22 protein-coding genes are annotated in these 24,309 nt (G+C 62.6%); 9 read left to right on the top strand and 13 right to left on the bottom strand.

Going from position 1 to position 24,309, the window contains the following annotated elements; all coding sequences use genetic code 11:
* The first annotated feature begins 32 nt into the window (after positions 1-32).
* Both FNL56_RS08050 and FNL56_RS08045 read left to right on the top strand, forming a co-directional pair.
* Positions 33-1,559, top strand: coding sequence for an LVIVD repeat-containing protein (locus FNL56_RS08050; protein WP_143581920.1), 1,527 nt, complete (start codon positions 33-35; stop codon positions 1,557-1,559).
* A 175-nt stretch (positions 1,560-1,734) separates the two neighbouring features.
* Positions 1,735-2,712: an NADPH:quinone reductase gene (locus FNL56_RS08045; RefSeq protein ID WP_143572319.1), complete on the top strand. Its 978-nt coding sequence runs from the start codon at positions 1,735-1,737 to the stop codon at positions 2,710-2,712.
* 79 nt (positions 2,713-2,791) lie between these two features.
* Here the strand turns inward: FNL56_RS08045 and FNL56_RS08040 are convergent, their stop codons facing one another.
* The 4 genes from FNL56_RS08040 to FNL56_RS08025 all read right to left on the bottom strand — a co-directional run bounded on the left by FNL56_RS08040 (position 2,792) and on the right by FNL56_RS08025 (position 9,208).
* Positions 2,792-3,883 (bottom strand): Bug family tripartite tricarboxylate transporter substrate binding protein, encoded by a 1,092-nt coding sequence (locus FNL56_RS08040; protein WP_143581919.1) that lies wholly within the window; start codon positions 3,881-3,883, stop codon positions 2,792-2,794.
* Positions 3,880-5,538 carry a CocE/NonD family hydrolase gene (locus FNL56_RS08035; protein ID WP_246660904.1) on the bottom strand — a complete coding sequence of 553 codons (1,659 nt, stop codon included), beginning with the start codon at positions 5,536-5,538 and terminating at the stop codon, positions 3,880-3,882. Before FNL56_RS08035 ends, FNL56_RS08040 begins: the two co-directional genes overlap by 4 nt.
* Positions 5,539-5,638: 100 nt before the next feature.
* On the bottom strand, positions 5,639-7,396 hold the full coding sequence (locus tag FNL56_RS08030) for a CocE/NonD family hydrolase (RefSeq protein WP_246661635.1): 1,758 nt from the start codon (positions 7,394-7,396) through the stop codon (positions 5,639-5,641).
* A gap of 63 nt (positions 7,397-7,459) precedes the next feature.
* Positions 7,460-9,208 (bottom strand): CocE/NonD family hydrolase, encoded by a 1,749-nt coding sequence (locus FNL56_RS08025; RefSeq protein ID WP_143577682.1) that lies wholly within the window; start codon positions 9,206-9,208, stop codon positions 7,460-7,462.
* 195 nt (positions 9,209-9,403) lie between these two features.
* On the opposite strand from FNL56_RS08025, the gene FNL56_RS08020 reads away from it, so the two are divergent.
* Positions 9,404-10,336, top strand: a complete 933-nt coding sequence (locus FNL56_RS08020; RefSeq protein WP_143572316.1) for a LysR family transcriptional regulator — start codon at positions 9,404-9,406, stop codon at positions 10,334-10,336.
* Between the two features lie 9 nt (positions 10,337-10,345).
* Here the strand turns inward: FNL56_RS08020 and FNL56_RS08015 are convergent, their stop codons facing one another.
* From FNL56_RS08015 to FNL56_RS07990, 6 genes are all read right to left on the bottom strand, one after another.
* On the bottom strand, positions 10,346-11,317 hold the full coding sequence (locus tag FNL56_RS08015; protein ID WP_143572315.1) for an ornithine cyclodeaminase family protein: 972 nt from the start codon (positions 11,315-11,317) through the stop codon (positions 10,346-10,348).
* The gene (locus FNL56_RS08010; RefSeq protein ID WP_168202880.1) at positions 11,317-12,351 is read right to left on the bottom strand and encodes an ABC transporter substrate-binding protein; all 1,035 of its coding nucleotides are present in this window, start codon (positions 12,349-12,351) and stop codon (positions 11,317-11,319) included. The genes FNL56_RS08015 and FNL56_RS08010 overlap by 1 nt, the downstream gene beginning before the upstream one ends.
* Before the next feature lie 80 nt (positions 12,352-12,431).
* Positions 12,432-13,631: a M24 family metallopeptidase gene (locus FNL56_RS08005; protein ID WP_143572313.1), complete on the bottom strand. Its 1,200-nt coding sequence runs from the start codon at positions 13,629-13,631 to the stop codon at positions 12,432-12,434.
* 2 nt (positions 13,632-13,633) lie between these two features.
* Positions 13,634-14,818: an alpha/beta hydrolase family protein gene (locus tag FNL56_RS08000; protein WP_168202879.1), complete on the bottom strand. Its 1,185-nt coding sequence runs from the start codon at positions 14,816-14,818 to the stop codon at positions 13,634-13,636.
* 40 nt (positions 14,819-14,858) lie between these two features.
* Positions 14,859-15,725 (bottom strand): ABC transporter permease, encoded by an 867-nt coding sequence (locus FNL56_RS07995; RefSeq protein ID WP_143572311.1) that lies wholly within the window; start codon positions 15,723-15,725, stop codon positions 14,859-14,861.
* Positions 15,722-16,516 (bottom strand): ABC transporter ATP-binding protein, encoded by a 795-nt coding sequence (locus tag FNL56_RS07990; protein ID WP_246660902.1) that lies wholly within the window; start codon positions 16,514-16,516, stop codon positions 15,722-15,724. Before FNL56_RS07990 ends, FNL56_RS07995 begins: the two co-directional genes overlap by 4 nt.
* A 388-nt stretch (positions 16,517-16,904) precedes the next feature.
* On the opposite strand from FNL56_RS07990, the gene FNL56_RS07985 reads away from it, so the two are divergent.
* From FNL56_RS07985 to FNL56_RS07975, 3 genes are all read left to right on the top strand, one after another.
* Positions 16,905-17,894 (top strand): Bug family tripartite tricarboxylate transporter substrate binding protein, encoded by a 990-nt coding sequence (locus FNL56_RS07985; protein WP_143572309.1) that lies wholly within the window; start codon positions 16,905-16,907, stop codon positions 17,892-17,894.
* Positions 17,895-17,918: 24 nt separating this feature from the next.
* The gene (locus FNL56_RS07980) at positions 17,919-19,073 is read left to right on the top strand and encodes a serine hydrolase domain-containing protein (RefSeq protein ID WP_143572308.1); all 1,155 of its coding nucleotides are present in this window, start codon (positions 17,919-17,921) and stop codon (positions 19,071-19,073) included.
* 80 nt (positions 19,074-19,153) lie between these two features.
* Positions 19,154-19,387 carry a hypothetical protein gene (locus FNL56_RS07975; protein WP_143572307.1) on the top strand — a complete coding sequence of 78 codons (234 nt, stop codon included), beginning with the start codon at positions 19,154-19,156 and terminating at the stop codon, positions 19,385-19,387.
* Between the two features lie 153 nt (positions 19,388-19,540).
* Here the strand turns inward: FNL56_RS07975 and FNL56_RS07970 are convergent, their stop codons facing one another.
* Complete coding sequence (locus FNL56_RS07970) at positions 19,541-19,828, bottom strand: transcriptional regulator (protein WP_143578844.1); 288 nt, start codon at positions 19,826-19,828, stop codon at positions 19,541-19,543.
* Between the two features lie 118 nt (positions 19,829-19,946).
* On the opposite strand from FNL56_RS07970, the gene FNL56_RS07965 reads away from it, so the two are divergent.
* Both FNL56_RS07965 and FNL56_RS07960 read left to right on the top strand, forming a co-directional pair.
* Entirely contained in the window at positions 19,947-20,273 is a 327-nt protein-coding gene (locus tag FNL56_RS07965) for a hypothetical protein (protein WP_143572305.1), read from the top strand.
* Positions 20,273-20,848, top strand: a complete 576-nt coding sequence (locus FNL56_RS07960; protein ID WP_143577679.1) for a hypothetical protein — start codon at positions 20,273-20,275, stop codon at positions 20,846-20,848. The genes FNL56_RS07965 and FNL56_RS07960 overlap by 1 nt, the downstream gene beginning before the upstream one ends.
* A 343-nt stretch (positions 20,849-21,191) precedes the next feature.
* Here FNL56_RS07960 and istB read toward each other — a convergent pair whose 3' ends face one another.
* Both istB and istA read right to left on the bottom strand, forming a co-directional pair.
* Entirely contained in the window at positions 21,192-22,001 is an 810-nt protein-coding gene (gene istB / locus FNL56_RS07955; RefSeq protein WP_143581761.1) for an IS21-like element helper ATPase IstB, read from the bottom strand.
* Positions 21,998-23,506 (bottom strand): IS21 family transposase, encoded by a 1,509-nt coding sequence (gene istA, locus FNL56_RS07950; RefSeq protein WP_143581918.1) that lies wholly within the window; start codon positions 23,504-23,506, stop codon positions 21,998-22,000. Before istA ends, istB begins: the two co-directional genes overlap by 4 nt.
* Between istA and FNL56_RS07945 the strand changes: the two genes are divergently transcribed.
* Positions 23,444-24,184, top strand: coding sequence for a hypothetical protein (locus tag FNL56_RS07945; protein WP_168204647.1), 741 nt, complete (start codon positions 23,444-23,446; stop codon positions 24,182-24,184). The genes istA and FNL56_RS07945 overlap by 63 nt on opposite strands.
* Positions 24,185-24,309: the final 125 nt, after the last annotated feature.

Genomic DNA, 24,309 nt, shown 5'->3' with positions numbered 1-24,309 from the left:
CGAAAGCCGACGCATCTCGACGAGGAAACGCAATGGCCGAAACCAGCAGGCAATCGACGATCGCGAGTGTTGATGTAGCAACGAACGGCGTCATGGAAGGTGGTGGAACGGTTCCCTTCCGCATGCCGGCCGGGGCGCTCACCTACCTCGACCGGAAACAGTATATATCCAATATGGAGGTCATCGCGCATTACCCCGAGATCGACATCATGATCTTCGGAGACGAGCACTCGTGCCTATGGGCGAAAAACAAGCGACGCCTGATTGCCTTCAAGGGCGGATGGGTCGATGTGACTGAACCTTTGAAGGCACAGGTGCTCGCAGACACGACGTCAGGTGTGTTCGCCAGCTGCGTTTATAACAAGACGCTTCGAAAATGGATACGCGTGGTCGCGCATCAAATGCCGCTGACGCCGGGCACCCCGCAGTATCCGCGAGGGAAACATCATCTTGAGTATGCCAAGAAGGCACTGAGCGATCCCGGCTTCCGCGGCATCAAGACGTACGATGTCACCAACCCGGAAAAGCCCGAACTGCTGAGCGAGTTCAATACCGGCGCCTCCGGCCACGGCGTGCATTTACCGTTCTACGACGGCGGTCAATACGCCTACCTAGCCTGCGGCTGGGACGACCAGCTCCGTATGGAGAGCACCGAGCGCGTTTACAGCAACGGCCTGATGATCGTTGACATGACCGATCCTGCCAACGTCAAGGAGGTGTCGCGATGGTGGGTACCGGGCCAGCGGCTCGACGAGGAGGAATTGTATCGCACGACCTACCCGTTTGCCGGCGATCAATCCTCGTGGACCAGCACCCGGACTCCTTGCATCGTCCCGGTCCGCGTCGAAGACGGCGGCACGGTCGGCTATGGCGGCTGGGGCCATTTCGGGTTGTACGTGCACGACCTGAGCGACATCCGGAATCCGAAAGTCTACGGCAAGGTCTCCCACCCGCTCGAGGCGATCGGCGGCATTCCCTTTCACCACGTCGTTCCTGTCAACGCCGAGCCTGCCCGGTTTCCGCAGTTGCAGAACCTCGTAATCGGCATCCCGGAGTCGCTCGAAGCCGATGCGCGCGAACCCTGGCACACGAGCTACGTGATCGACGTCAAAGACCCGGCGCGTCCCCGCATCATCGGCCTGTTTCCCCGGCCGATGCCGCACCCGGACGCGCCCTACAAGGATTTCGCGATGGCGCGAGGCCGCTTCAGCTCGCGCGTGATGCAACACTGGATCGCGCCAGGAAAGGCACGTCCGGACGTCGTCGCCTTGTCGTATCTGAACGCGGGCATCCGCCTCTTCGACATATCGGACCCCACCGAACCGAAGGAAGTCGCCTACTTCGTCCCGCCGCGCGACGGCGAGATCGACGATTACATGAGCTGGCGCCGCGGGACGACCGAAGCTGTCTTCATCGAGTGGGACCGCAACCTGATCTGGGTCTCGACCCATGCAGGGCTCTATTGCCTGTCGGCTCCCTTTCTCGGTCCGCCCAAGCTGGAGGCGATGGCGGTTACCGAATGGTCGGTGCCGCATGTGAACGCGGGATGTGAAGACTAAGGTCGAGTGGCTCAAGCTGCATCATCGTCGTCTGCACCATGACAGACGTCGAGGGCGAATTCTGCTACGCAATCAGCGGCAAGACGGCCTGTCGCCTTGCCGAGGTTGCAGGGCGAACCGCGTTTCGGCCGGAACCCTTTCGATCGAGATTTCGGCACTTGGAGTGGAATAGCAGATGCGTGCAGCCTTCTATCGAAGCCAGGGACGCGCGAGCGACGTCCTCGAACTTGGCGAACTCGAGACCCCCGTGCCGGGGCCCGGAGAAGTCCGCGTCAGGCTGATGACGAGCGGCGTCAACCCGTCCGACTGGAAAGCGCGAATTGGCGGGTTCCGCCCCATGCCGGCATCGCTCGTGGTGCCTCATAGCGACGGAGCCGGCATCATTGATGCCGTCGGTGACGGCGTCGCGCCGAGTCGGATCGGCGAGCGCGTCTGGATTTGGAACGGCCAGTGGAAGCGGGCCTTCGGGACGGCCGCTGAATACATATCCCTGCCCTCCGAGCAGGCCGTGCTCCTGCCGGACAACATCGGCTTCGACATCGGCGCCTGCCTCGGAATTCCGCTCTTCACCGCCATCCATGCCGTTCATCTGGCAGATCCACGTCCTGGCGACACGATTCTGATCGCCGGCGGCGCCGGATCGGTGGGACATTACGCGATCCAGCTGGCGAAGCGGCGTGGCGCGCGCGTGATGACGACCGTCAGTGGCGACAAGAAGGCCGCGCATGCTTTGTCTGCCGGCGCAGACGAGGTGATCAATTATCTCACGGAGGACGTCGCTCGGAAGGTGCGGCAACTGGCGCCGTCCGGTGTCGATTCCATCATCGAAATGGATTTGTCGCGGAACGCCGTGTACTATCCCGACATACTGAAGCCACATGCCACCTGCGCCGTCTACGGCATGTCAGCTCAGCAGAGCACGCTTCCCAGCCTTGCGTTGATGAGTTTGAACATCCGCCTTTCGTTTGCCTTTATCTATGAGTTGACCGTATCCGACCGGGCCAGTGGGCTTGCCGAGATCGGTCGGCTGCTCACCGAGAACAGCCTCGTTCACACCGTCGCTTACCAAATGCCCCTGGATCGAATTGTCGAGGCGCACGAGATGGTCGAGGGCGGCACCTTGCTGGGCAACCTGGTTCTCAATATCGCTTGACGGGTTTGCGGATGACGCGGGCCATCGTCACCCGTCGCGGACGCCCGATAAATCGAGCGCGATGCGTTCTTGGACGCCGTCAGTTAGGCCGGAGTCCGACCTCATCCATCAGTTTTTTCTGATAGTCGAAGTCCTGCTTGATATAGGCAGCAAACTCGTCGGGGGATGAGCCAACCACGTAAAGACCATTCTCTTCGATCAGCTTCCTGACTTCAGGCGTCTCGAGCGCTCTCATTGTTTCCCGGTAGATACGCTCGACCCGGTCGGCCGGGACGCCGGCCGGGAACAGAATGCCGAAATATCCCGTCAGATTGTAGTCCTTCATGCCCGCTTCCGCCATGGTCGGCGTATCGGGAAGCGCCGGCGACCGGCGGTCGCCAGTGATGGCCAGCGCCTTGATCTGCTTCTGCCCTACCATCGGAACAGCCGTGAACAGCGAGTTGAAGGTCATGCTGACGGTGCCGGTCATGACGTCGGAAAGCATGGCGGGCGTGTTGTAGGGTACCGCCGTGAGGTCGAGCCCGGTTCGCAACTCGAACAGCCGGCCCGCGATATGGGTCAGGTTGCCGGCGCCGGACGTCGCATAGGAGAGCGGCTTTGCCGCCTTCTTCGCATCAGAGACGAGTTCCGCCACCGAATTCGCCGGCAGGTTAGTGAGCAGAGCCAGTCCATAGGAACCGGCCAGTTGCGTGATCGGCTTGAACTCCTTGAAGACATCGTATGGCGGTTTGCTCGCGACCTGCGGATTCGCAGTGAAGGAGCCGGTCGTGAGCAGGATCGTGTAGCCGTCCGGCGGAGATTTTGCGACGGCTTGCGTGGCAATGATGCCATTGGCACCGGGCCGCGCCTCGACGATCACCGGCTGGCGCAGATACTCGCTGAGCTTCTGCGCCAGGCCACGGGCGAGGACGTCGGTCGAGCCTCCGGCGGCAAAAGGCTGCACGATTTTGAGCGAACGGTCAGGATAATCTTCGGCCGAGGCCGCCGATGCGCCCACGGTCAACGACGCACAGATCGTCAACAGGGTTCGAGACAAGCAGTTGCGATAGCGCGCGCCGAAAAAAACCATGATCGTTCTCCACTGGCTGGCCGTCGTAGGCGGGTTCGCTGACTTTCGCGTGCGGGCGCGAGCATCCGGCGCTTCGGTCAACTGACTGCTGCGCGGCGTCACGATGCGCTCGGAATCAGTGGCATCAGCAAATACGACGCCTGGTCGCCGCCGGTGCAGATCGTATTCGTGCTGGCCACGCCGGCAGGCCGGTCGACGGGGTGGTTATGCAGCAGTCGCCCGGGCGTTCCGGGAAATTCGAAATCTTTCCCCATCAGTGTCAGGGCAAGGCGATATCCTTTGGGGAAGACGATGCAGGTCGGCCAGAGTTCAACGTCGACCTCGTAGATCCGGCGGGGATCGAGCTTCTGAATTTCGTCATGGGCATGAAACGCCCGATAAGGGAGCGTGCGTTTGGGATCGAGTTTACGATGCGACGCACGCAGCCAGCCGCGGGTTACGGGAGTTGGCTCATGAGCGCCCGTGAAAACAACTTCCTGACTCCGCGGATCAAAGATGCGGATGGTGGCAAAAATGTCCATGTCATCGGTGGACGACGATAGGAAAAGGTGCGCGGTGACGAAACCGGTGAACTCGGTCTCTTCAGCAAAAGGCGGCGACAGCAGCGTGACGCCCTCGCCCCACGCTTCGTACTCCAGCGCGCTTGCGTGATCGGGTTTCACCGTCGACACTGCGGAAGACTGTGCATCGAGGTAAAACCTCGTCCACTGCGTTCGCGCGAGCGGAAATTCGTTCTCCATGCGGAACGCCGCGGTGTTCGGTCCGCGAATGGTGCTCTCGGGCCGACGGATTGCGAGTTGCACGCGCGGCTCCTGATCCCAGCCGTTATTCTCGCCCTTGAGAAAACGATTGAAGAAACGGCGCTGGATTGCAACGTATTCCGGCAGATAGAAGCTGTCCCAATGGGTGCCGATGTGCATCGACAGCCACTTGTCCGTCGAGGCGACGTTCAAGAAGCCTTCGACATTGCCGCGCATGTGAACGCCGGGGCCACCCCAGTTGCCCGCGGACAGCACCGGGATCGAGATCCGGCTGAGATCGGGCGTGCGTTCCTGATACCAGGCGTCATCCAATCTGTGGCGCAGCAGGTCCGCCGGATAATCGGTCCGGTTGGCCTCGAGCTGGTCAGGGCGCAGCGCGGGTCCGGTGCTTGGCTGGTTGGTGTCGCGGTCGAAATAGGTGGTGTCGCCGTTGCCGTGCTGGTTGACCAGCACCTGGCGCGGCCACCAGGCCGAGGTAAAAGCATTGGCATAGATGCCGCCGTGATGGCTGCCGTCGCGGTAGTAGTCCACGTAGCCTTCCCAGGGCATTATGGCGACGAGATGCGGCGGTTTCAGCGCGGCGACGGCCCACTGCGTGAAGGCGTAATAGGAAATTCCGGCAAGGCCCACCTTGCCGTTCGACCAGGGTTGCGTTCCCGCCCATTCGATCGAACAGCAGTAGTCCTGGATCTCGCGCGGCGAGCGGGGATCGAGATAGCCCGGCGATTTGCCGGTACCGCGCGCATCGACCTGAACGACCACGTAGCCGAACGGCACCCAGCGTTCGGGATCGACGGTCTCCCAGCGCAGATAGCGTCCCGTCGAACCGTTTTCGCAAAGGTCGGGATAGATCGCGAGCAGCTTGCCCCATTGCACGGAAAAGGCGTCCTCGAAATGGGCGTCCTTTCCGTAGACGCCCTGCGCCATGATCACAGGATAGCGACCTTCGGCCTTAGGACGGAACACGTTGCCGCGAAGGTGCAGGCCGTCGTCCATCTCGATGAGGACGTCCTTCTCGAAAATCATCCCAATGCCTTCGCCCATTTGCGTCCCCGCTTCCTCGTCACTTGTTTCCGAATTCGCTCGTAAGTGTCTTTCAGGATTCCTGCTTCGGCGGAACGATTGGAAGCAGCACATACGGCGCGTGCCGGCCGCCGATATGCAGCGTGGTCTTGCCGCCGAAGATGTCACTAGGACGATCCTCCGGATCGTCGTGGACGAACGGGCCGCAGCCCTTCATCGGGTTCTTCATGTTCGACAGCGTCGCCGCCGGTCCGGCGTATTCGTAGTCGGTGCCGCGGACGGTCAGCCCATAGCTGTAGCCGGCGGGGATCACGATCGATGTCGGCCAGATTTCGATGTCGAGTTCATAGATGTCGCCCGGCACCAGCGGTTGCGCGCTGGCATGGGCATGCCACGGCCGGTACGGCAGGGACCGGACAGGATCGAGTTCGCGGTGCGAGGCGCGGAGCCAGCCCTGCGCCACCGGCGTATGAGGGTCCAGAGCGCCCTGGAACACGACCTCGTCGCCCGCCCGGTCAAACACCCGAAAGATCAGGAACACGTCCGCGTCCACGGTGGACGACGACACGTACAGCTTTGCGGCGAGCGGACCGGTTATCTCGAGCGATTCCTTGAGCGGCGGCGCGCGGAAGGTCACACCCTCGCCGGTCGCGTCGAACGTCACCTGCGCCGCGCCACCTTGCGGAGCCTCAGCGACCAGCGTCTCGCCGTACAGATAGGCCCTGCTCCAGTTGGTACGGGCGATCGGCCACTCGCCTTCATGGCGGAGCACAAATTTCTCGCCGGGATAGCGGATCTGCAGTTGCACGGGGGGCTGCTTTTCCCACCCGTTCTGTTTTCCCTTGAGGAAGCGATCGAAGAAACGCTTCTGCAGATCAACGCCGTAATCGGTGTAGAACAGTGCCCAGTGCGAGCCGCCATGCATCTCGAGCCATTTCTGCTCCGAGGCTGCATGGACGAAGCCCTCGATATTGCCGCGCAGATGCAGGCCCTGACCGCCCCAATTGCCGCAGGACAGCAGCGGCACCTTGACCTTTGCCCAGTCGGCGGAGCGCACCCGATAGAAGTCGCCGTCGAACGCGTTATCGATGATCTCCGGCCACAGCTTCGAGCGGTTGTGCTCCATCTCCTGCTCGGACAGCGTCGACGGACCGCAGACGGTGTCGCCGGTCAACGGCGAGCGCGGACCGTTGTCGCCGCGTCCGTGCTGCACCGATTTGACCTGCATTTCCTGCCAGTTCTTCTGGAAGGTGCAGGCGATGCCGCCGTGATGCGTGGCGTCGCGGTAGCGGTCGGCATAGCCTTCCCAGACGCAGATCGCAGCAAGATGCGGCGGGGCCAGGCCGGCCACGCGCCATTGATTGGTGGCGTAATAGGAAATGCCATTGAGGCCGACCTTACCGTTCGACCACGGCTGCGCGCCTGCCCATTCGATGCAATCGTAGAAGTCCTGGGTCTCGCGCCGCGAATGATGGTCCAGATAGCCCGGCGACCGGCCGGCACCGCGACTGTCGACGCGCACCACCGCGTAACCATCGGGCACCCACTTCTCGGGATCGACCACTTCCCAATTGGCGTACTTGCTGGAGGTCCCCGCCACGGCGTCCGGGTGCTCGCACGCCATGATGTCCCAGGCCGTCTTGTAGCCGGTCTGGAACGGCAGGCCCTTGCCGTAAGGGCCGTAACTGATGATGACAGGATAATTGCCGGCCTCGACGGGCCGGAAGATGTCGGCCCGCAACACCACACCGTCATCCATCGCAATCGGAACGTCGATCTCGATGAGCATGTTGTCCTGCGTCAGCCGAACGCCGGCATCGCCCTTGTCCATTCGTCTTCTCCCCTGCGCGGTTCTTCTATGGAGAACCTTCGCGCCACTTCGATCGCCGTCGTCTCAGCTCTGTGTCTGCGGGATTACCGGCAACAGAACGAAGGGTGCGTTGTCCGGTGCGAAATGCAACGTGTTCTCGCCGCCGAAGACCTCGGCCGGGCGATCTTCGGGATCGTCATGCACGAACGGCCCGCAGCCGGTCATCGGCCGCTTCATGTTCGACAGGCTCGTCGCCGCGCCCGCCCAGACATAATCCTTGCCTCGCACGCAGAGGCCGAAGCGGTAACCGCGCGGGATCACGATACAGGTCGGCCAGATCTCCACGTCGAGTTCGGTGCTGACGCCGGGCGTCAGCGGTTGAAGCTCATCGTGGGCGTGGTAGGGACGATAGGGCTTGCTGCGCGACGAATCGAGCTTGCGATGCGACGCGCGCAGCCAGCCCTGCCCGATCGGCGTATGTGGATCGAGCGCTCCGTAGAACACGACTTCCGTGCCCTCGGGATCGAACACCTGCAGCACCAGGAACACGTCGGCGTCCGCGGTTGCCGAACTGAGGAACAGCTTTGCGGCGGACGGGCCGGTGATTTCCATCTCCTGCTCGAGCGGTGCGGACATGAAAGTGAGACCGTCGCCCATCGCGTCATAGGCGAGCGTCGTGCTGGATGTGGGGACGTCGGTGGTCAGCGCGCGTGTGTCCGGATCGAAGTAGAACTTCGTCCACTGCGTGCGCGCGAGCGGCCACTCGTTTTCCGCGCGCACCGGAAACTTGGTCAGGCCCGGCCGCCGGATCTGCAACTGCACCTTCGGCTGCTGCTCCCAGCCGGTCGCCTCGCCCTTCAGGAAATGACCGAAAAAGCACTTCTGCAGCGCCAACCCGTAATCGGTATAAAATTCGGCCCAGTGCGCGCCGCCATGCATCTCGAGCCACTTCTGCGTCGACGCCGCGTTGACGAAACCTTCGACGTTGCCGCGCAAATGCAGACCCTGGCCGCCCCAGTTGCCGGCGCTGAGCAAGGGCACCTCGATCTTCGCCATATCGCCGGCCTGCGACCAGTAATAATCTCCATCAAGATGATGGGTCAGCAATTCGCGCGGCATATCGGCGCGGTTAGCGGCCAGAACTTCCTCGGACAGCGTCTCCGGCCCGCAGACGAGTTCGCCAGTAACGACACTGCGCGCGCCTCGCTCGCCGACGCCGTGCTGCACGGTTTTCACCTGCATGTCCTGCCAGTTCTTGCGGAACACTGAGAGGATGCCGCCGTGATGCGTTGCATCGCGGTAGTTGTCTGCAAAGCCTTCCCAGATGCACAAGGCAGCCAGATGCTTCGGCCGCAACGAGGCGACCCGCCACTGGTTAGCGGCATAGTAGGAGATGCCGTTGAGGCCTACTTTGCCGCTGCACCACGGCTGCGACCCGATCCACTCGATACACGCCGCAAAATCCCGGGTTTCCTGCGGGCCATGCACCGCGAGAAACCCTTCCGACCGTCCGGCGCCGCGGCTGTCGATACGTACGCAGGCGTAGCCATCCGGGACCCACTTCTCGGGATCCGGAACTTCCCAGTTCTGGTATCTGTTCGACGTGCCCTCGAGCGCGTCGTTATAGTCGCGCTCCATGATTTCCCAGGCCGTCTTGTAGCCCTGCTGAAACGCCAGACCTTTGCCGTATGGACCGTAGGTGACGAGCGCGGGGCATGGCGCATCATTCAGCGGGCGGAAGATGTCGGCACGCAGGACGACGCCGTCTTCCATCGTGATCGGAACATCCCAATCGATCCGCATGCCGTCGCGGATCTCATTTTTGTTGGACATCGTGGCCCCAGTAATTTGTGAGGAAATCTTACTGCGCGACGTACAGCGGTCGCGGCGTGGTGCCGCAGGTTCGCCCGACTGACGACAGCCAAACGCTACAAGGCCACTTGATCATCTTCAAATATCATTATTAGATGCAGCCGATACAAAAACGGTATCGGCGGGACCAACTCGCCACGCAGGGGAAATGCTCGCGTGAACAGTAAGCAGCTCGAATATTTTTCGAAGATTGCCGAACTCGGCAGCTATCGTCGCGCCTCCGATTGCCTGCGGATCGCCCAGCCGGCGCTGACCCGCCAAATCAAGATGCTGGAGACCGAACTCGGCGTGGAGTTATTCCATCGGCACAGCGACGGAATCACGCCGACTGCGGCCGGAGCCCTGCTGCTAGAACGCGCGCGCTTCATTCTTCGGCAGACCGAACAGGCCCGCGCCGACGTGATGGCGGAGGGAACGATCCCACGCGGCACAGTCGCCTTCGGCGCACCGCCGTCGATTGCCAGCGTGCTGTTCTGCCGGTTGTCGAAACTCTATCTTTCGCTTTATCCCGACGTGCGGCTACGCTTCTACGAAGGCGTCGGCCATCTTGCCGACTGGCTCAACAGCAACGAGATCGACCTTGCCGTCCTTCCGAACGGGCGCCTGGCAGATGTGCGCAACTTCGACCTGCACAGCTTCGTTGGCGAAGCGGTCTATCTTGTCGGCCCGCCGGGCGAGTTCGCCGAGGGATCAAGCTGCAGCGTGGAGGACGTGGTCAGACGGCCGCTGGTGCTGACCACGCCGCCGAGTACGGTGCGCGGCTGGCTCGACAATTTCGTCGACCAGCACGGCGGACAGCTCAGGATCGTGGCCGAGACGGAAAGCATGCGGCTGCAGCACAGCTTCGTTCAGGCCGGACTCGGCTATGCGTTGCTTCCCTACAGTGCGGTATCGCCGAGCCATGTGACGAATACGGTTTCGCTGTGCCAGGTCGACGGGTGGAGTCTCACCCGCGTTCTGGCATGGCGAAACGATCGGCCGCTCACGCCGGCGGTACGCTGCATGATAGACCTGACCGAGCAGGAGATGCGCAAGCTGCTGGCGTCGGGCGCGTTCGGCGCCGACCATCACGTCCGGCGCGCGTCGTGACGAACGCCGTCAGGTGGTGCGGAAGTCCTCCGCCCGCCACAGGCCCGCAGCCAGGCCGCGCAGATACAGGTGGTTGGCATAAGCGACATCCTCGAAGGCGATGCCGAGTGATTTGAAGACGGTGACGTCATCGGCGGAGCGGCGTGTCCAGCAAACCGGGCTGCTCAGCAGGTCGCCAAGCTCGACCACATCATTCCAGGACATCTCGCCGGCTGCATGCAGATCCATCAGTTCGGCAGCCTCAACGCGGGCTTGCGCGCGATCGTCGGTCACCAGGACGGCCGCCCGCTTGAGCGTCGCCGGATCGATCTCGCGACGATCGGACGTGTTGGCGCCGGCCGCGTTCACGTGAGCACCCGGCTTCAGCCACGATGCCGCGATCACCGGCGTCGAGGAACGAGTGATCGTGCCGACAACGTCTGCATCTTCCACGGCGGCGCGTGCATCGGAGGCAACGACCACGTCGATCTGCAACAGTCGCCGAAGACGTTCGGCGAAGGCGGCAGCACGCGCCGGATCGCGGCCACTGACGTTGACCCTTTTGATCGGCCGCACGGCGCAGACGGCTTCCGCCTGCGCCGTCGCCTGACGTCCTGTCCCGATCAGTGCAAGCGTGGAAGCGTTCGGGCGCGCAAGGAGTTTTGTCGCGAGTCCACTGGCGGCGCCGGTGCGAACCTGGCTGAACAGCGAGGATTCCATCAGGACGAGCAGGCGGCCGTCCGCCACGGAATGCAGCGCGATGTGGAAGCGCACCGATGCCGCCGCGGCGAAATACGACTTGTAGCCGTACACCCCCGCAGGCCCGTCGACTGCGCCCATCAGATTGAGCACGCCGTGCGGCGGCCGCGCGCGGGACCGGACCATGTTGACGACCCCCGGATCGCGCCAGCGTTTGAACGCCTGTTCCAGACAATCGACGGCGTCGGCCATGTCGATCAATGGCGCGATGGCAGCCTCGTCGAGAAACAGCGGCATTGTCATCAACTGCTCAGCGTCTTGACCAGCGCCAGCACCTTGTCGCGGTCGAAATTGTTGACGTCGTCGAGGATGTCGGCGGTGAAGATCGGATCGACGCTGGGGACCGTGCCTTCGAGTCCGAGAAACTTGAGTTGGGCTCGCCACTCGTCGGCATTCATCGCTCCGAAGCGTTTGTCGGCCTGCCACGGCGCCGGCATCCACTTTTCGCGGCGGCTGTTCACCACCACACGTGCCTCGGCCATCGCTTCCTGGTCGGTCTTACCCTTGGGCTTGGTCTCCGGATAGAGGTCCCAGTGCAGCTTGATGGCCAGATCGGTGTCGGCATAAGCGAACACCGTCGACTTCGCCATGGCGCGAAAGAAGCGAACATAGACGTCACGATTCTTCTTGAAGTCCGAGCGGCGGACGCAATAGGCCTGCCCGAACAACTGCTGCATTCCCGGCGAGTTCGGCAGATAACGGAGCTTGAAGCCCGCGGTCTCCATGCGCGCGAAACCGCCGTCCCAGAACGCCATGGCGTCGACGCGACCGCGATACAGCGCATCGCCGGCCGGGCCGCCCTGATCGACCGAGATCCACTCGACGTCCTTGTCGGGGTCGATGCCGATTTCCTTCAGCATGCCGACGGCGCCGAAATAGCCGGTATCGCCCTTGTTGCGGATACCGATATTCTTGCCCTTGAGGTCCTGCAGAGATTTGATCGCACTGTCCGGCTTGACGGCAACGCCCCAATGCGGCGAACGCAGCCAGGCATAGACGTAGACCACGTCCACATTGGGATTTTTGGCAAAAACCGGAAGATAAGCGATCGGAGCGAGCGACGAGGTCTCCACATGGCCAGCGATGATCGCCTGCATGGTCTGGCCCGAGCCGCTCATGTTGATGATGTCGAGCGCGCAGCCTTCCTGTTTGTAATAGTCGATCTTGGGGTGCTGGCCCATCGTCATGAAGATGAGCTGGGGGTCGACGATTCCGGCGGCATTGCCGAGGCGGATGGTCGGCAGACTCTGACCGCGGCTCTGATGAACCGACAACATGGTAACACCGACCGAAGCCAGTGAAGCGGTAAAAGCACGTCTCGTCAGCATGGAATCCTCCGGCAGCTTTTGTGTTTCTTCTAGGATGCGCTTCGCGATCTGAAAAAATCCATGGGCGCCTTCTGCAGCGACCGCGCTCCGTCGCCGTCGACGCAAACGAGATTGCCGACCTGGACGCCGCAGGTCTCGTCACCTGAGACGATATGCGGCTGGATGACGAACAGCATGCCTTCCTCGACGGTGAACGGCAGGCACTCGCGCTTGATCATGGCGCAGGACAGATCAGCGCGCGGCGGCTCAATGGTGATACCCCAGCCGTGGATCAGGACGTCGAGCGTCTTGTAGCCCTGTCGCTCAACGAAGCGCGCCGCGTCCAGAATGTCGCGTTCCGATGCTCCCGGCTTCAAAGCCTCGAATATGCGCTGATAGCACTCGACGGCGGTGTCATGCAGGCGCTGGAAGGCGGCAGTCGGGGCCGCGTTCACGGTATAGGCGCGCTGCACCTGCCCGGCATATCCCCAATGGCCGACGCTGATCTCGGTCAGGAGAACATCGCCGGCGCGGGTCCGGCGCGTCGAGGGGTACTGCCAGGGAAAGATCAGCTCGGGCGCCGTCATCGGCGTTGCGCCGAGAAAATGAAACATCAGCGAGCCGCCATCGTCGAGGAACGATTCCTGGATGCGCGCCGAGAGCTCGAACTCCGGCATGTCCTCGCGCAGGCTGCCGTCAATGGCCATTACTGCTCGATCGGTATACTCCGCACCTTTCTCGAACCAGCCGATCTCCTCCGCGCTCTTGATCCGCCGCGCCTCCTGCATGACGTCCAGCGCGTCGACGAAGAGGGCGTTCGGCATCGCAGCCGTCAGATCGCGTTGATGCTCGAATGCCATCGACGCTCGTCCAACGTTACGGACGCCGGCTAGGCCAATCGTACCGCTCCCGAGACCAAGTTCAGTCAGGCGCTCGCCCATCGTCTTGCCGGGCGTATAGACGCCGTGGATCTCCGTCGCGACCGAGGCCCGCCGCGCCGTGTGCAGGTACAGCGGATTGGAAATCACCAGGATGGGATCCTGCTCCAGCGTGATTACCGCATAAGCGGCATAGGGATCGAGCCAATTGGTCAGCCATTGTACGTTGGCGTGGTTCGAAAACCGGAACGCCGAGTCGCCCGCGGCGATCACTGCATCGATGCCGCGCTTCGCCATCTCCGCTCGCACCGCCGCATAGCGACGGCGGTACTCGGCGTCGCTGAAGCGCGGAAAGATCGCGTCGGCGGTCATGTTCAGGTGCCCGGCCTGAGCACGTCGGTGACCCAGTCCCACATGGAGTAGACGCCCAGCGAGAGATCATCGACCTGGCAATGATGGTGGCCGCCCTCCTCGGCTTTGAACACCATCATGGTCTTGTTTTCCGACCCCACGGCGTCGAAGCATTTCTGAGCCAGCTCGAGCGGGATTTGCTGGTCGTGCGCACCGTGCAGCATCAGGAATGGGCACCGCATCTTCTGAACGATGCCGTCGAGCTTGAAGCCTTCCAGCTTCTGCATCGCCTCGTCGCGCGTCTGCGTGCCCATCACCCAGGCGAGATGCTCCGGCGGCACCGACAGCGACGGCAGCTTGCCGGAGTCGAGCAGTTCGAACCGGCGCTTCCAGGTGTCGTGATAATCCCACTGCGCGCCCCAGGCGATGCACGCGGCGTAGCGCGGTTCCAGCGAGGCTGCGCGCGGCGCGTAATAGCCACCCAGGCTGATCGCCATCACGCCGATCCGCTTGGCATCGAATTCCGGCCGGGCGGCCAGATACTCGTAGGCCGCCGTCCCGTAACGTTCGGTTTCGGCAATCAGCGGCAGGTCACGGAAACGCACGCTCTCGCCGTTGCCGGGGCCATCGACGATCAGACAGCCGACGCCTTGCGCCGCGAGATCGGCAACGCCGAAGAAATACTGCAACTCCTTGGTGACGTCGAAGCCGTCGAAGAACACCATCGCCGGTGCCGGCTTGCCCCGGGCCACGTCCTGATCCGGATGAACCAGGATCGCGGGCAGCGACTTGCCTTCATAGGGCACCTCGACGAATTCGATCCGTGGACGCGTCATCATGCCGGCCGCGTCGCGAAAAGCCTGCACCGACCGATGATAAATCTTGGAGCCGCGCTCCGACTTCGGATGCAGGAAACGCTCGCCGGTCTGGTAATAATGGCTGGCACGCAGCAGGCAAGAGATGGCTGTGACGGTCTTTCCGCGCGCCATGGCCGCCCGGCCGCGCGCCTCGACCTTCTCGCCCATCCTGGTCCATTCGTCGAACCAGGCCTGGTCGTCGCCAACCTTGTCGCGCAGGGCCGTGCCGACGCGATGGACTTCGTTGATCTCCGCGCCACCCCATGGCGCGCCACCGAGACAGAGCAACAGCCCGGTCGACCACCGATAACTCTCGGGAAAGAACAGAAAGGCCGGATCGTTTTGCAGCATGGACATTCCCTAGATTGTTTTCTTGTTGATTTTCCCGACGTCACGCGCCCGGCGTGACGTCCGTGGCTTCGGTCTCCGACCAGAACAGCACGCGCTTCTGGATCGCGCGCAGACCGGCATGCATGCCGATGCCGATCAGCGACAGAATGATGAAAACCGAGAAGGTACCCGACATGTCCATCTGCGCCGTCATCGACAGGATCAGCGTGCCCAAGCCCTGCTGAGCCCCGACGAACTCGCCGACCACGGCGCCGACGATGGAAAACACCGATGCCATCTCCAGGCCGGCGAAAATAAACGGAAGCGCGGACGGCACGCGAACTTTCCAGAAAATCATCCATGAGCCGGCGCCGAGGGCCCTCATCAGCTCAAGCCGCTCGCGGTCGACGGCGCGGAAACCGGCGAGGCTAGTGACCAGTAGCGGAAAGAAAGTCAGCAGGGCGATGATCACAACCTTCGACGTCACGCCAAAGCCGAACCACATCACCACAATCGGCGCCAAGGCGATCTTTGGTAGGCTTTGGATCGCGATCAGATAAACGCGCAGCGTCGCCTCGAGCAACCGGAACTGGCTGATGATGGTGCCAAGCAACAGCCCGGCGCCGCTGCCGAAGAAGAACCCGAGCAGCACCTGCGTCAGCGTCACCCGTGCGTGCAGCCAATATCCGCCGCGATCGTTCAGGCCATAATTCAGGCCCCGCACCAGCGCGGTCCAGATCTGGCTTGGCGGCGGCAGAATGTAGCTCGGCACGTCGAAGGCATTGACGCTCCACTCCCAGCCAAGCAGCAGCAGCACCAGTGATACCGGCGCAATGATTAATTCGGGGCGCTGGGCGGCCATCATCTTCGCGCGGGAGACGAGCCTGACCGGGGTGACGACGTGGGTCGGCAAGTCGGTGGCGGTCATGAGAGTCCTCCCGTCGTGGCGGACAGATCGACACCGCCTTCAAGGCCGTAAAGCAGTTGGCGGATGTCGCCGCAGATCCGGCCGAATTCCGGATCGCTGAGAACGGCCATGGCGCGAGGCCGTGGAATGTGGACATCGATGATCCGCGCGATGCGGCCTGGACGCGCGCTCAGCACGAGCACGCGATCGGCGAGGAAGACGGCCTCCGCAATCGAATGCGTGATGAGCACGACGGTCTTGCGACTCTCGCCCCAGATTCGCTGCAGTTCGAGATTCATCTGCTCGCGCGTCATCGCGTCGAGTGCGCCGAATGGTTCGTCCATCAACAGGGTGCGTGGATCGTTCAGCAGCGCTCGACTAATGGCGGCGCGCTGCTGCATGCCGCCCGACAGTTCCTTGGGATATTTATTCTCGAATTCGGCCAGGCCGACCATTTCCAGCAGCATCTTCGCCCGCACGCGCGCGGCCGTCATGTCCATCCCCTGCACTTCCGCCGGCAGCATGACGTTCTGGATTACACTGCGCCACGGAAACAGGATGGGGTTCTGGAACATGACGCCGATATCGCGGCGAGGCGATGTGACCGGCGAGCCGTCGATTTCGACCGCACCTGACGTCGCCGGTTGCAGTCCGGCCATGATCTTCAACAGCGTGCTCTTGCCGCAGCCGGACGGCCCTACGATGGTGATGAACTCACCCTCGGCAACGTCCATCGAGATATCGCTAAGCGCCGTGATCCGTTCGTTCGCGACCGTAGTGAATACCTTGTCGACATGATCGATGCGGATCATCGGACGGGCCGAAGGCTTGGTCCCGGTCGTCGGCATGGTGGATCCTTTGGCTCGCAAATGAAGGGTCACAGCGTGCTTCTTTCAACTATTTGAGCGCCGATGGCATGTCGCGATCGGCCGCTTAGATGGAACAGCGATACGCTGAAGCATGGCGTGAAGTCCGGCGGCCGGTGAGCTCATTGCCTCGACACTAGGAGCACGGCTCGACGCCAATCCAATACAATTATTGAAAGCAATCGATCTCAAAAAAGTATCGGCGGAATGAATCTGAAACATGCTAGCGGTGCAACTGCACTGCAGCGTGAACGCAAGTTCGCACATGCGTGATGCAGTGCAGCAGAAAACAAAACAGCGCTGGCGCCGCGACTGAAAAACGAGAGGAAACGAAATGCGCAAACGATCGGGTTGGATGACCGGCGTGTTGGGGCTTACGCTGATGCTTGGCGCGGGATCAGCTCCGGCGCAGGATTATCCGACGCGCCCGATCACCGTGATCTCGCCTTATGCAGCAGGCGGGCCGAGCGACATTGCCATTCGGTCGATCAGCGATCGCCTGTCGCAGTCGCTTGGCCAGACCATCGTCATCGAAAATGTCGCAGGGGCCGGCGGTCTTGCGGGAACCACACGCGCCGCCCGCGCTGCACCTGATGGCTACACATTGCTGATCAACCAGAACGGCCTGTTGATATCGGCACTGCTCAACCCCAGCGCATCGATCGACGTGCTGAAGGATCTCACGGCGATCGGTATGGTCAACGTGTCGTACTCGTTCCTCGTCGGCCGCCCGGACATCCCGGCCAAGACCGTCAGCGAGCTCGTGACGTGGATGAAGGGGCCGGGCAAGCCAGTGAAATTCGCGCATCCGGGGATCGGCAGCGTGGCGCATTTGCAGGCCGTGCTGTTTTCGAAGGCGGCCGGCGCCGACGCAACGCTCATCAGCTATCGCGGCGGCGGCCAGGCGATGAACGACATTGTCGGCGGACATGCCGACCTGGTCTGGGCCGCCCCGTCGACAGCGGCTCCTCTGATCGAGGCCGGCAAGATCCGGGCGTTCGGCTTCGGCGCACCGCGCCGCCATCCTCCGCAGCCGGACGTTCCGACCTTCGGCGAAGCCGGCTATCCGAAGCTCGAAATCCAGTTCTGGCAGGCATTGTTCGCGCCAGCCGGCACGCCGAAGCCGATCGTTGAGCGCCTCAATCGCGCGCTGCGCGAAACGCTGGCCGATCCGAAGGTGAAGGCCATCTATACCCAGAACGGTGTGGAGGCCTTTCCCGACGACCAGCTTTCGTCGGAGGCCGCGAATGTGTTGGTGAAAGCCGAGTTTGCCCGCTGGAAAGACGTGGTCGCGAGCGAGAAGCTCGCCACCAGCGGCAACTGATCTCCAGAACGAGCGAGGCGCCTGATGTCTGATCAAATTCGAATTGAAGGGACGTGCAATCCCGACTTCGCAGCGGTGCGCCGCGCCTTCGAAGACAATTTCGAGCACCGCGGCGAGATCGGCTCGTCGGTCTGCGTCTACAAGGATGGCGAAAAGGTCGTCGACCTGTGGGGCGGCTACGTCGACCGGCAGAAGCAGCTGCCGTGGGACAAGGATACGATCGTGATCATGAACTCCGTGTCGAAGAGCATGTCGGCGCTTTGCGTCCATATGCTGATTGACCGGGGCGTGATCGGCTTCGATGAACCGGTTGCCAACTACTGGCCGGAATTCGCGCAAGCTGGAAAGGAAGCCGTGCTGGTGCGTCATGTGCTGTCGCACACCGACGGCGTGATCTTTTCCGACGCTGCGCCCGCAGGTTCCTGGTTCGACTGGAATGCCCATGTCAAGGCGCTGGAGGTGCAGGAGCCGGCATGGCAGCCCGGCACCGGCGGCGCCTATAACTCCGTCAATATCGGATTCCTGCTCGGTGAGCTGGTCCGCCGCACCACGGGCAAAAGCATCGGCAAGTTCTGGCGCGAGGAGGTCACACGCCCACTCGGCGTTGATTATCAGATCGGCCTGCAACCTGACGAAATAGCGCGCGTCTCCGATATGCACGAGAACCCGAAGAACGGCTTCTTCCAGATTGCCGGAGATCCCACCACCCCGCTGTCGCGCGCGTTCAGATCGGGGCCGAAAGGCTACTTTCAAAACATCCGCGAGCTGCGCGAGATTGAAATGCCTTCGTTCGGCGGCCACGGCAATGCACGCGCCATCGCTCGGGTCTATGCCATGCTGGCCGGCGACGGCGAAATCGATGGCGTCCGGCTGCTCTCGGCCGAGGCCGTCGAGCGCGCGTCGCAACTGGTCTGGGACAACGATTGTATCATGACGCGGCGGCGGCTGCGCATGGGGTACGGCTTCATGCACAATGAGCCGGAGACGGCGCCAATGGGGTCTAATCCGAAAGCGTTTGGCCACACCGGCACCGGTGGCGCTTTCGCCTGGTGCGACCGCGACCGCAACATGTCCTTCGCCTATTGCACCAATCTTCAGCGCGAAGGCCCGGGCATCGGCCCCCGCGGCGCCTCCGTTTCGGTCGCCGCCGGTGGTGGACCTGCTCCAAGCTGGTTGTGAGGCCGCCGCGTAAGACCATTGCAAGTTGGCAACGGCCGCTTTGCGCCATAACCGGCCGATCGGAGACCGGCTGGCCATCGGTGATCAAACCGGCCCATTATTTCATCGGCGATTTGGCGAAAGAATGCTGCATGTCGCACGTAGCAGCGGCAACCAGACGCCGAATAAGTCGGCGTCGCAAAGACGACGTCGCCGGCCTGCTGGCATTGGAAGCGTCGGTAATCAGCGTGACTCCTTCTCTGGCGATCCTGCAGGCATCGCTGGTCACGGCGGCGGAACACCGTCCCGACCATCGCGACGGCGCCCCGCGATAATATAGGTCGCTAAGGACGCACATCGGCCTGCATCGTGAGGTCTGGCAGTTCCCGGGAAAGAGCCGACCGCGCGGCCGCAACGGCGTCAAACTTCCTCGACGTGGCTGTAACTAGGCTGCCGCCAGATCGAAGTCACTCCCGTGACGGCGTACGTTAATTGAACCCGCGGCGAAGCCTGACGCCTACGACGAAGTCGGCATCGCCGAATAGAAACTCGATCCCCTTGCCTTCAAGCGCTTCCCGGATTGCCTTGAGTACGTTTCGCCGCCGCTCATCCGGGCGTCCGGGTGCATCGGTTTCGATCTTGGAAATCGTACGTCGGGACAACTTGGGCAACAGACACTCGCCGAGAGCGGTCTGGGAGAGGTTCAACAGCCCCCGCGCAGCGCGGATCATGGCTGCCGAAATGAAGGTGTCTGGCGGTATCGAAGGTTCGTTCATGTGTCCGTTCTAAAGCGAAACGTTAAGGTTAGCAAAAATTATACTTCCCATTTTGAGAAGATTAAATTGACTGCCCGCCTACGAGAGGGCATGTTGATTCTCGACGAAAGGGACCAACATGACCTACCGCGAGTACATCCAGAGCAACGCTTGGCGGACCAATCCCGCCCGGCTCCGTGAATTCCAGGCTGCGCGGTTCGAGTGCCGCCTCTGCCCAGCGAAGGCCGACGAAGGTGCCACACTGGAATCGCATCACCGCGTCTACGACCGTCTCGGGTGCGAGCGTGACGGTGACCTGACGACGCTGTGCTCCGCCTGCCACCGCGAAGTGACGTCGTTCTTGCGAGCCCGCCACTACGCGCTGCTCGAGCCGCTGCGTGCCGATGTGAGGCCGATCCGCATCGACGCTCCGCTGGTCGATCCGACGCGCATGGAGGTGGCGTGATGAACGCCGAGAAGGTCCACATGCGTCTGACCGTCACCCGCCCGCTTCTGATGCACTCCTCCCGCCTAGCCGATCCGCTCGACCCGATCCGAGCGCGGCTCACGAAGATCACGTCCAAGCGCAGCAAGACCACCGCCGATCATCTTGAGATTTCGCGGATCGAATGGCACGGCGGCTTGTGGCTGTACGAAGGCCGCCCGTGCATTCCGGCGGAAGCTCTCCTGAAGACGTTCCAGTTGGCCGCGAGGGCCAGCAACAAGGGGCAAGAGGCCTCGGCAGGCATCCAGATCGAACGGCCGGCCTTCCTGGAATACGAAGGTCCGCGTGACCTCGACGAACTCGGCTGCGACGACCGCTTCGTGTTCCGGACGACGGTACGGGTGGGACGCGCCCGCACGATTCGGACGCGCGCCCGCTTCGATACCTGGGCCGTCGAGTTCGACGTGCTCTTGCTCCCGACGCTCCTGAACCGCGCCGAGGTTCTCGACACCTTCATGACGGCGGGCTTCACGAAAGGTCTCGGGGACTGGAGACCGACCTTCGGCACATATCTCGCCGAAGAACGCAAGGAATAGAAATTTGCAGCTCGGCGGGGCGTGGCCCGGCGAGGCAGGGCATTGGCCCGGCTTGGCGAGGCACGGGGAGCGCTTCTGAGTAAGCGCTCCCTCCACCAACCAAACTGAACAATACGGCCTGGAACGGACACAGCGCGCCCTTCGGCGCGAACGGAGAGCTATGACCATGCGTACCGACGAGAAAAAAGCGAAACCCGCCCGCGGTGTAGCGCGTCAATCTGGATGGGAAGCGCGACAATCAGGATGGCAATTTAGCGGTCGCGGCGTGGGGATGATTGTCGCGGCCTGACGATAACGCAAGCGATAATCGCGTGCTGTAGAGTTGATTGTCGTGGAGCGACAATCAGGATGACGCTTTGATTGTCGCGCGCGTTGGCGGTCGTCCGGCTCCACGAGCCTTGTCGAGAGCCTCTTTCCGGCGATAGCTGTCGACATTCATTTCGAGGATCGTGGCGTGATGGACGAGGCGGTCGATCGCCGCGAGGGTCATAGCTTGATCCGGGAAGATTTTTCCCCATTCACCGAATGGCTGATTGGCGGTGATCAGCATCGAGCGGCGTTCGTAGCGAGCGCTGATCAACTCGAACAGAACGCTGGTCTCCGCTTGATCCTTGGTCACATAGGCCAGATCGTCGAGGATCAGCAGGTGATATTTGTCGAGTTTGGCGATCGCCGCTTCAAGCGTGAGATCGCGGCGCGCGATCTGGAGCTTTTGCACGAGATCGGTGGTTCTGGTGAACAACACGCGCCAACCGTTTTCGATCAGGGCCATGCCGAGCGCCGCTGCCAGATGCGATTTGCCGCCGCCAGGGGGACCAAAACACAACAGATTGGCGCCCTTGTCGAGCCAGGCGTCACCGGCGGCGAGAGCCTGCACCTGCGCCTTTGAGATCATCGGCACGGCATCGAAGTCGAATGCAGCGAGGGTCTTGCCCGGCGGCAGGCGGGCTTCATCCAGATGACGCTCGAAGCGACGACGGTTTCGCTCCACCATCTCCTGTTCAGCCAGGGCCGCCAGGAAGCGGGCGGCGGGCCAGCCTTCCTTATCGGCGGTTTCCGCCAGGGCGGCCCAGATCAGCTTGATGCCGGGCAGACGCAGTTCGCTGAGCAGCAATTCGACACGGGCGGCGTCGATCTTGACGGTCGCGTTCATGCGGCTTCTCCCACAGCCGCGGCAATCTGGTCGTAGATAGCGAGCGAGGGCAGCGTGACGACGACGACCGGTAGTGCCATGCCCTTCGGTCGGAAGCGTTCGATCAGCGCCTTGAGATCCGGCAGGATGCCGTCGTCGAGCGTGGCTTGCAGCACGGCACCGAGCTCCGCCTCGCAGGCCCGTTCATGTGCGAGCGCCAGAAGCCCGACCATGGCACGGCAGGCTGGTCTTTCGCCAATGCCGGCGAGCAAGGCGTCGAACGCACGGGCGTAGACGCGGCGGGGGAACAACTGGTCGCGATAGACCAGATTGAGCAGCGCCATCGGTTTGCGGCGCAGCGAATGGATGACATGGCGATAGTCGATGACGTGGCCGTGTTTGCCGTTGGGCTGGGTTCGCCCGCGTCGCAAGGTGATGATGTGCGTGGCGCCCTGGAAGCATTCGAGCCGGTCGTCATAAAGACGTACGCGCAGCCGGTGACCGATCAGGCGGGATGGGACCGAGTAAAACACCTTGCGCAACGTGAAGGCGCTGGAGGTCGTGACGTCGACGTTGACCTCCTCATAATCGGCGGTCTTGCGCACCGGCAGTTTCTTCAGCGCCGTCCGCTCCTGATCGATACGCTTGGCATTGCGCGCGTTGCCGCGGCCAACGATCTCGTCGACAAAACCCCGCCAGGCCGCAAGATCGTCGAAGTCGCGTGAGGCACGCAGCAGCAGGGCATCGGCCAGCGCTCTCTTGAGATGGCCATGCGCACTTTCGATCGAGCCGTTCTCATGCGATACGCCGGGATTGTTGCGGGTCGGCGTCATGCCGTAATGGCCGCAGAACGCCTCATAGCGCGTCGTCAAATCCTCCTTGGCATCGGCTCCGAGATTGCGGAACGCGGCCGACAGGCTGTCGCTGCGGTGCTGCTCCGGAACCCCGCCCAGCGACCACAGCGCGTTCTGCAAGCCTTCCGCCAGCGCGACAAAGCTTTCGCCACCGAGCACGACGTGGGCGTGTTCGAAGCCGGAGAAAGGCAGCCGGAAGTGATAGAGCCGGCAGTCCAGCAACTGGCCCGCAATGGTGACGCCGAGATCGGCGACCTCGGTGAAGTCCGACAACCCCATGCGACCCGGCGGATGTTCCTGACGGAAGATCACCTCCCGATCCGGCCCGTTCACCGCCCGCCATGCCCGAATGCGCCGCTCGAGCGTCCGCCGCGTTCCAGAACCCAGCTCCGGATGTCGGCGGCATAGTTCCTCGAACACGGCGATCGGCCGTAAGCCTGGGGCGGCGTTCAGCATCGGGAGGATGTCGTTCTCCCAAAGATCGGCAAATGGATCGGCTCGACGGCGTGCGCGGCGCGCCTTCTTCTGGGTCGGAAGTCGGGGATCCTTCTCGTATCGGTAGGCGGCGGAGGTGCTGAAACCAGCCTTTGCAGCGGCGACGGCTGGCGAATGGTTGCGACGCAAGCTCATGAAAAGCCTCATTTGTTGATCGGTGACATGCCGGCCGGCCAAAGCACTGGTCCTCTCGAAGGAGAAGCCGATGCTTTACCAGCCGCCGTTACCGCCAATGAGGCCCCTTCGGGCCGACACGCCGCTGCTGGGGTGCCTCCGGTCGGGCTACGCCCTCCCTTCGTCACCCCAGCAGCGGCGCATTCTCATCCTGATTGTCGCGGGATTCTCATCCTGATTGTCGCGCTACACCGCGGCATCGCCCGCGCTCTGGAGATGTCCAAACCGCGTTCGATCGATGCGCACTTTCTCGGCGAGAAGCCGTCTGACTGGGAACACGCTCATCTGTTGTGGCGCTCCGTGCCTGCACACCGCTTCCATCGGGATCACCGCGCCGCCGTCAACGAGTGCATGCGCCGCACCTCGTCCACCATGGAGATCTGGCGCCTCGCGATCGCTGGAGACCCGGCCAGCGCCATCAATTTGGCGCTCAACATGGACATCCCGGACCAGATCACGATCCGTACCGACCTCACGATGACGGTGCTTCTGCACAACGTGCTGCGCGGAAGCTCCGGCGCCGCGCTGGTACTCTCCAATCTCATCAGGCGGATGCCGATCGACCGCGTAGACCGCCGCCGCTTCGCCACGTCGTGGCTCGCGCACAATTTCCGCGACGCCTGGCCGGAGCTCGACGAGCGCCTCAGGCGCAGCCACGGCGACGGTGAGAATCTGACGTGAGGGTCCAGGTCATGTCTGGTCTCCATGCCCAGTTCTACAGCACCGCGGCCATGCCCGAGCTACCCGCGCGATAGCACTAGCCTCCACCCCGCCTTCGTCATGGAGATCGCCGATGACTGAGCCCA

The organism is Tardiphaga sp. vice304 (assembly GCF_007018905.1).
Classification (GTDB): Bacteria; Pseudomonadota; Alphaproteobacteria; order Rhizobiales; family Xanthobacteraceae; genus Tardiphaga.
Note: the sequence above shows the minus strand (reverse complement) of the source record. Positions and strands in the feature narration are given on the sequence as shown.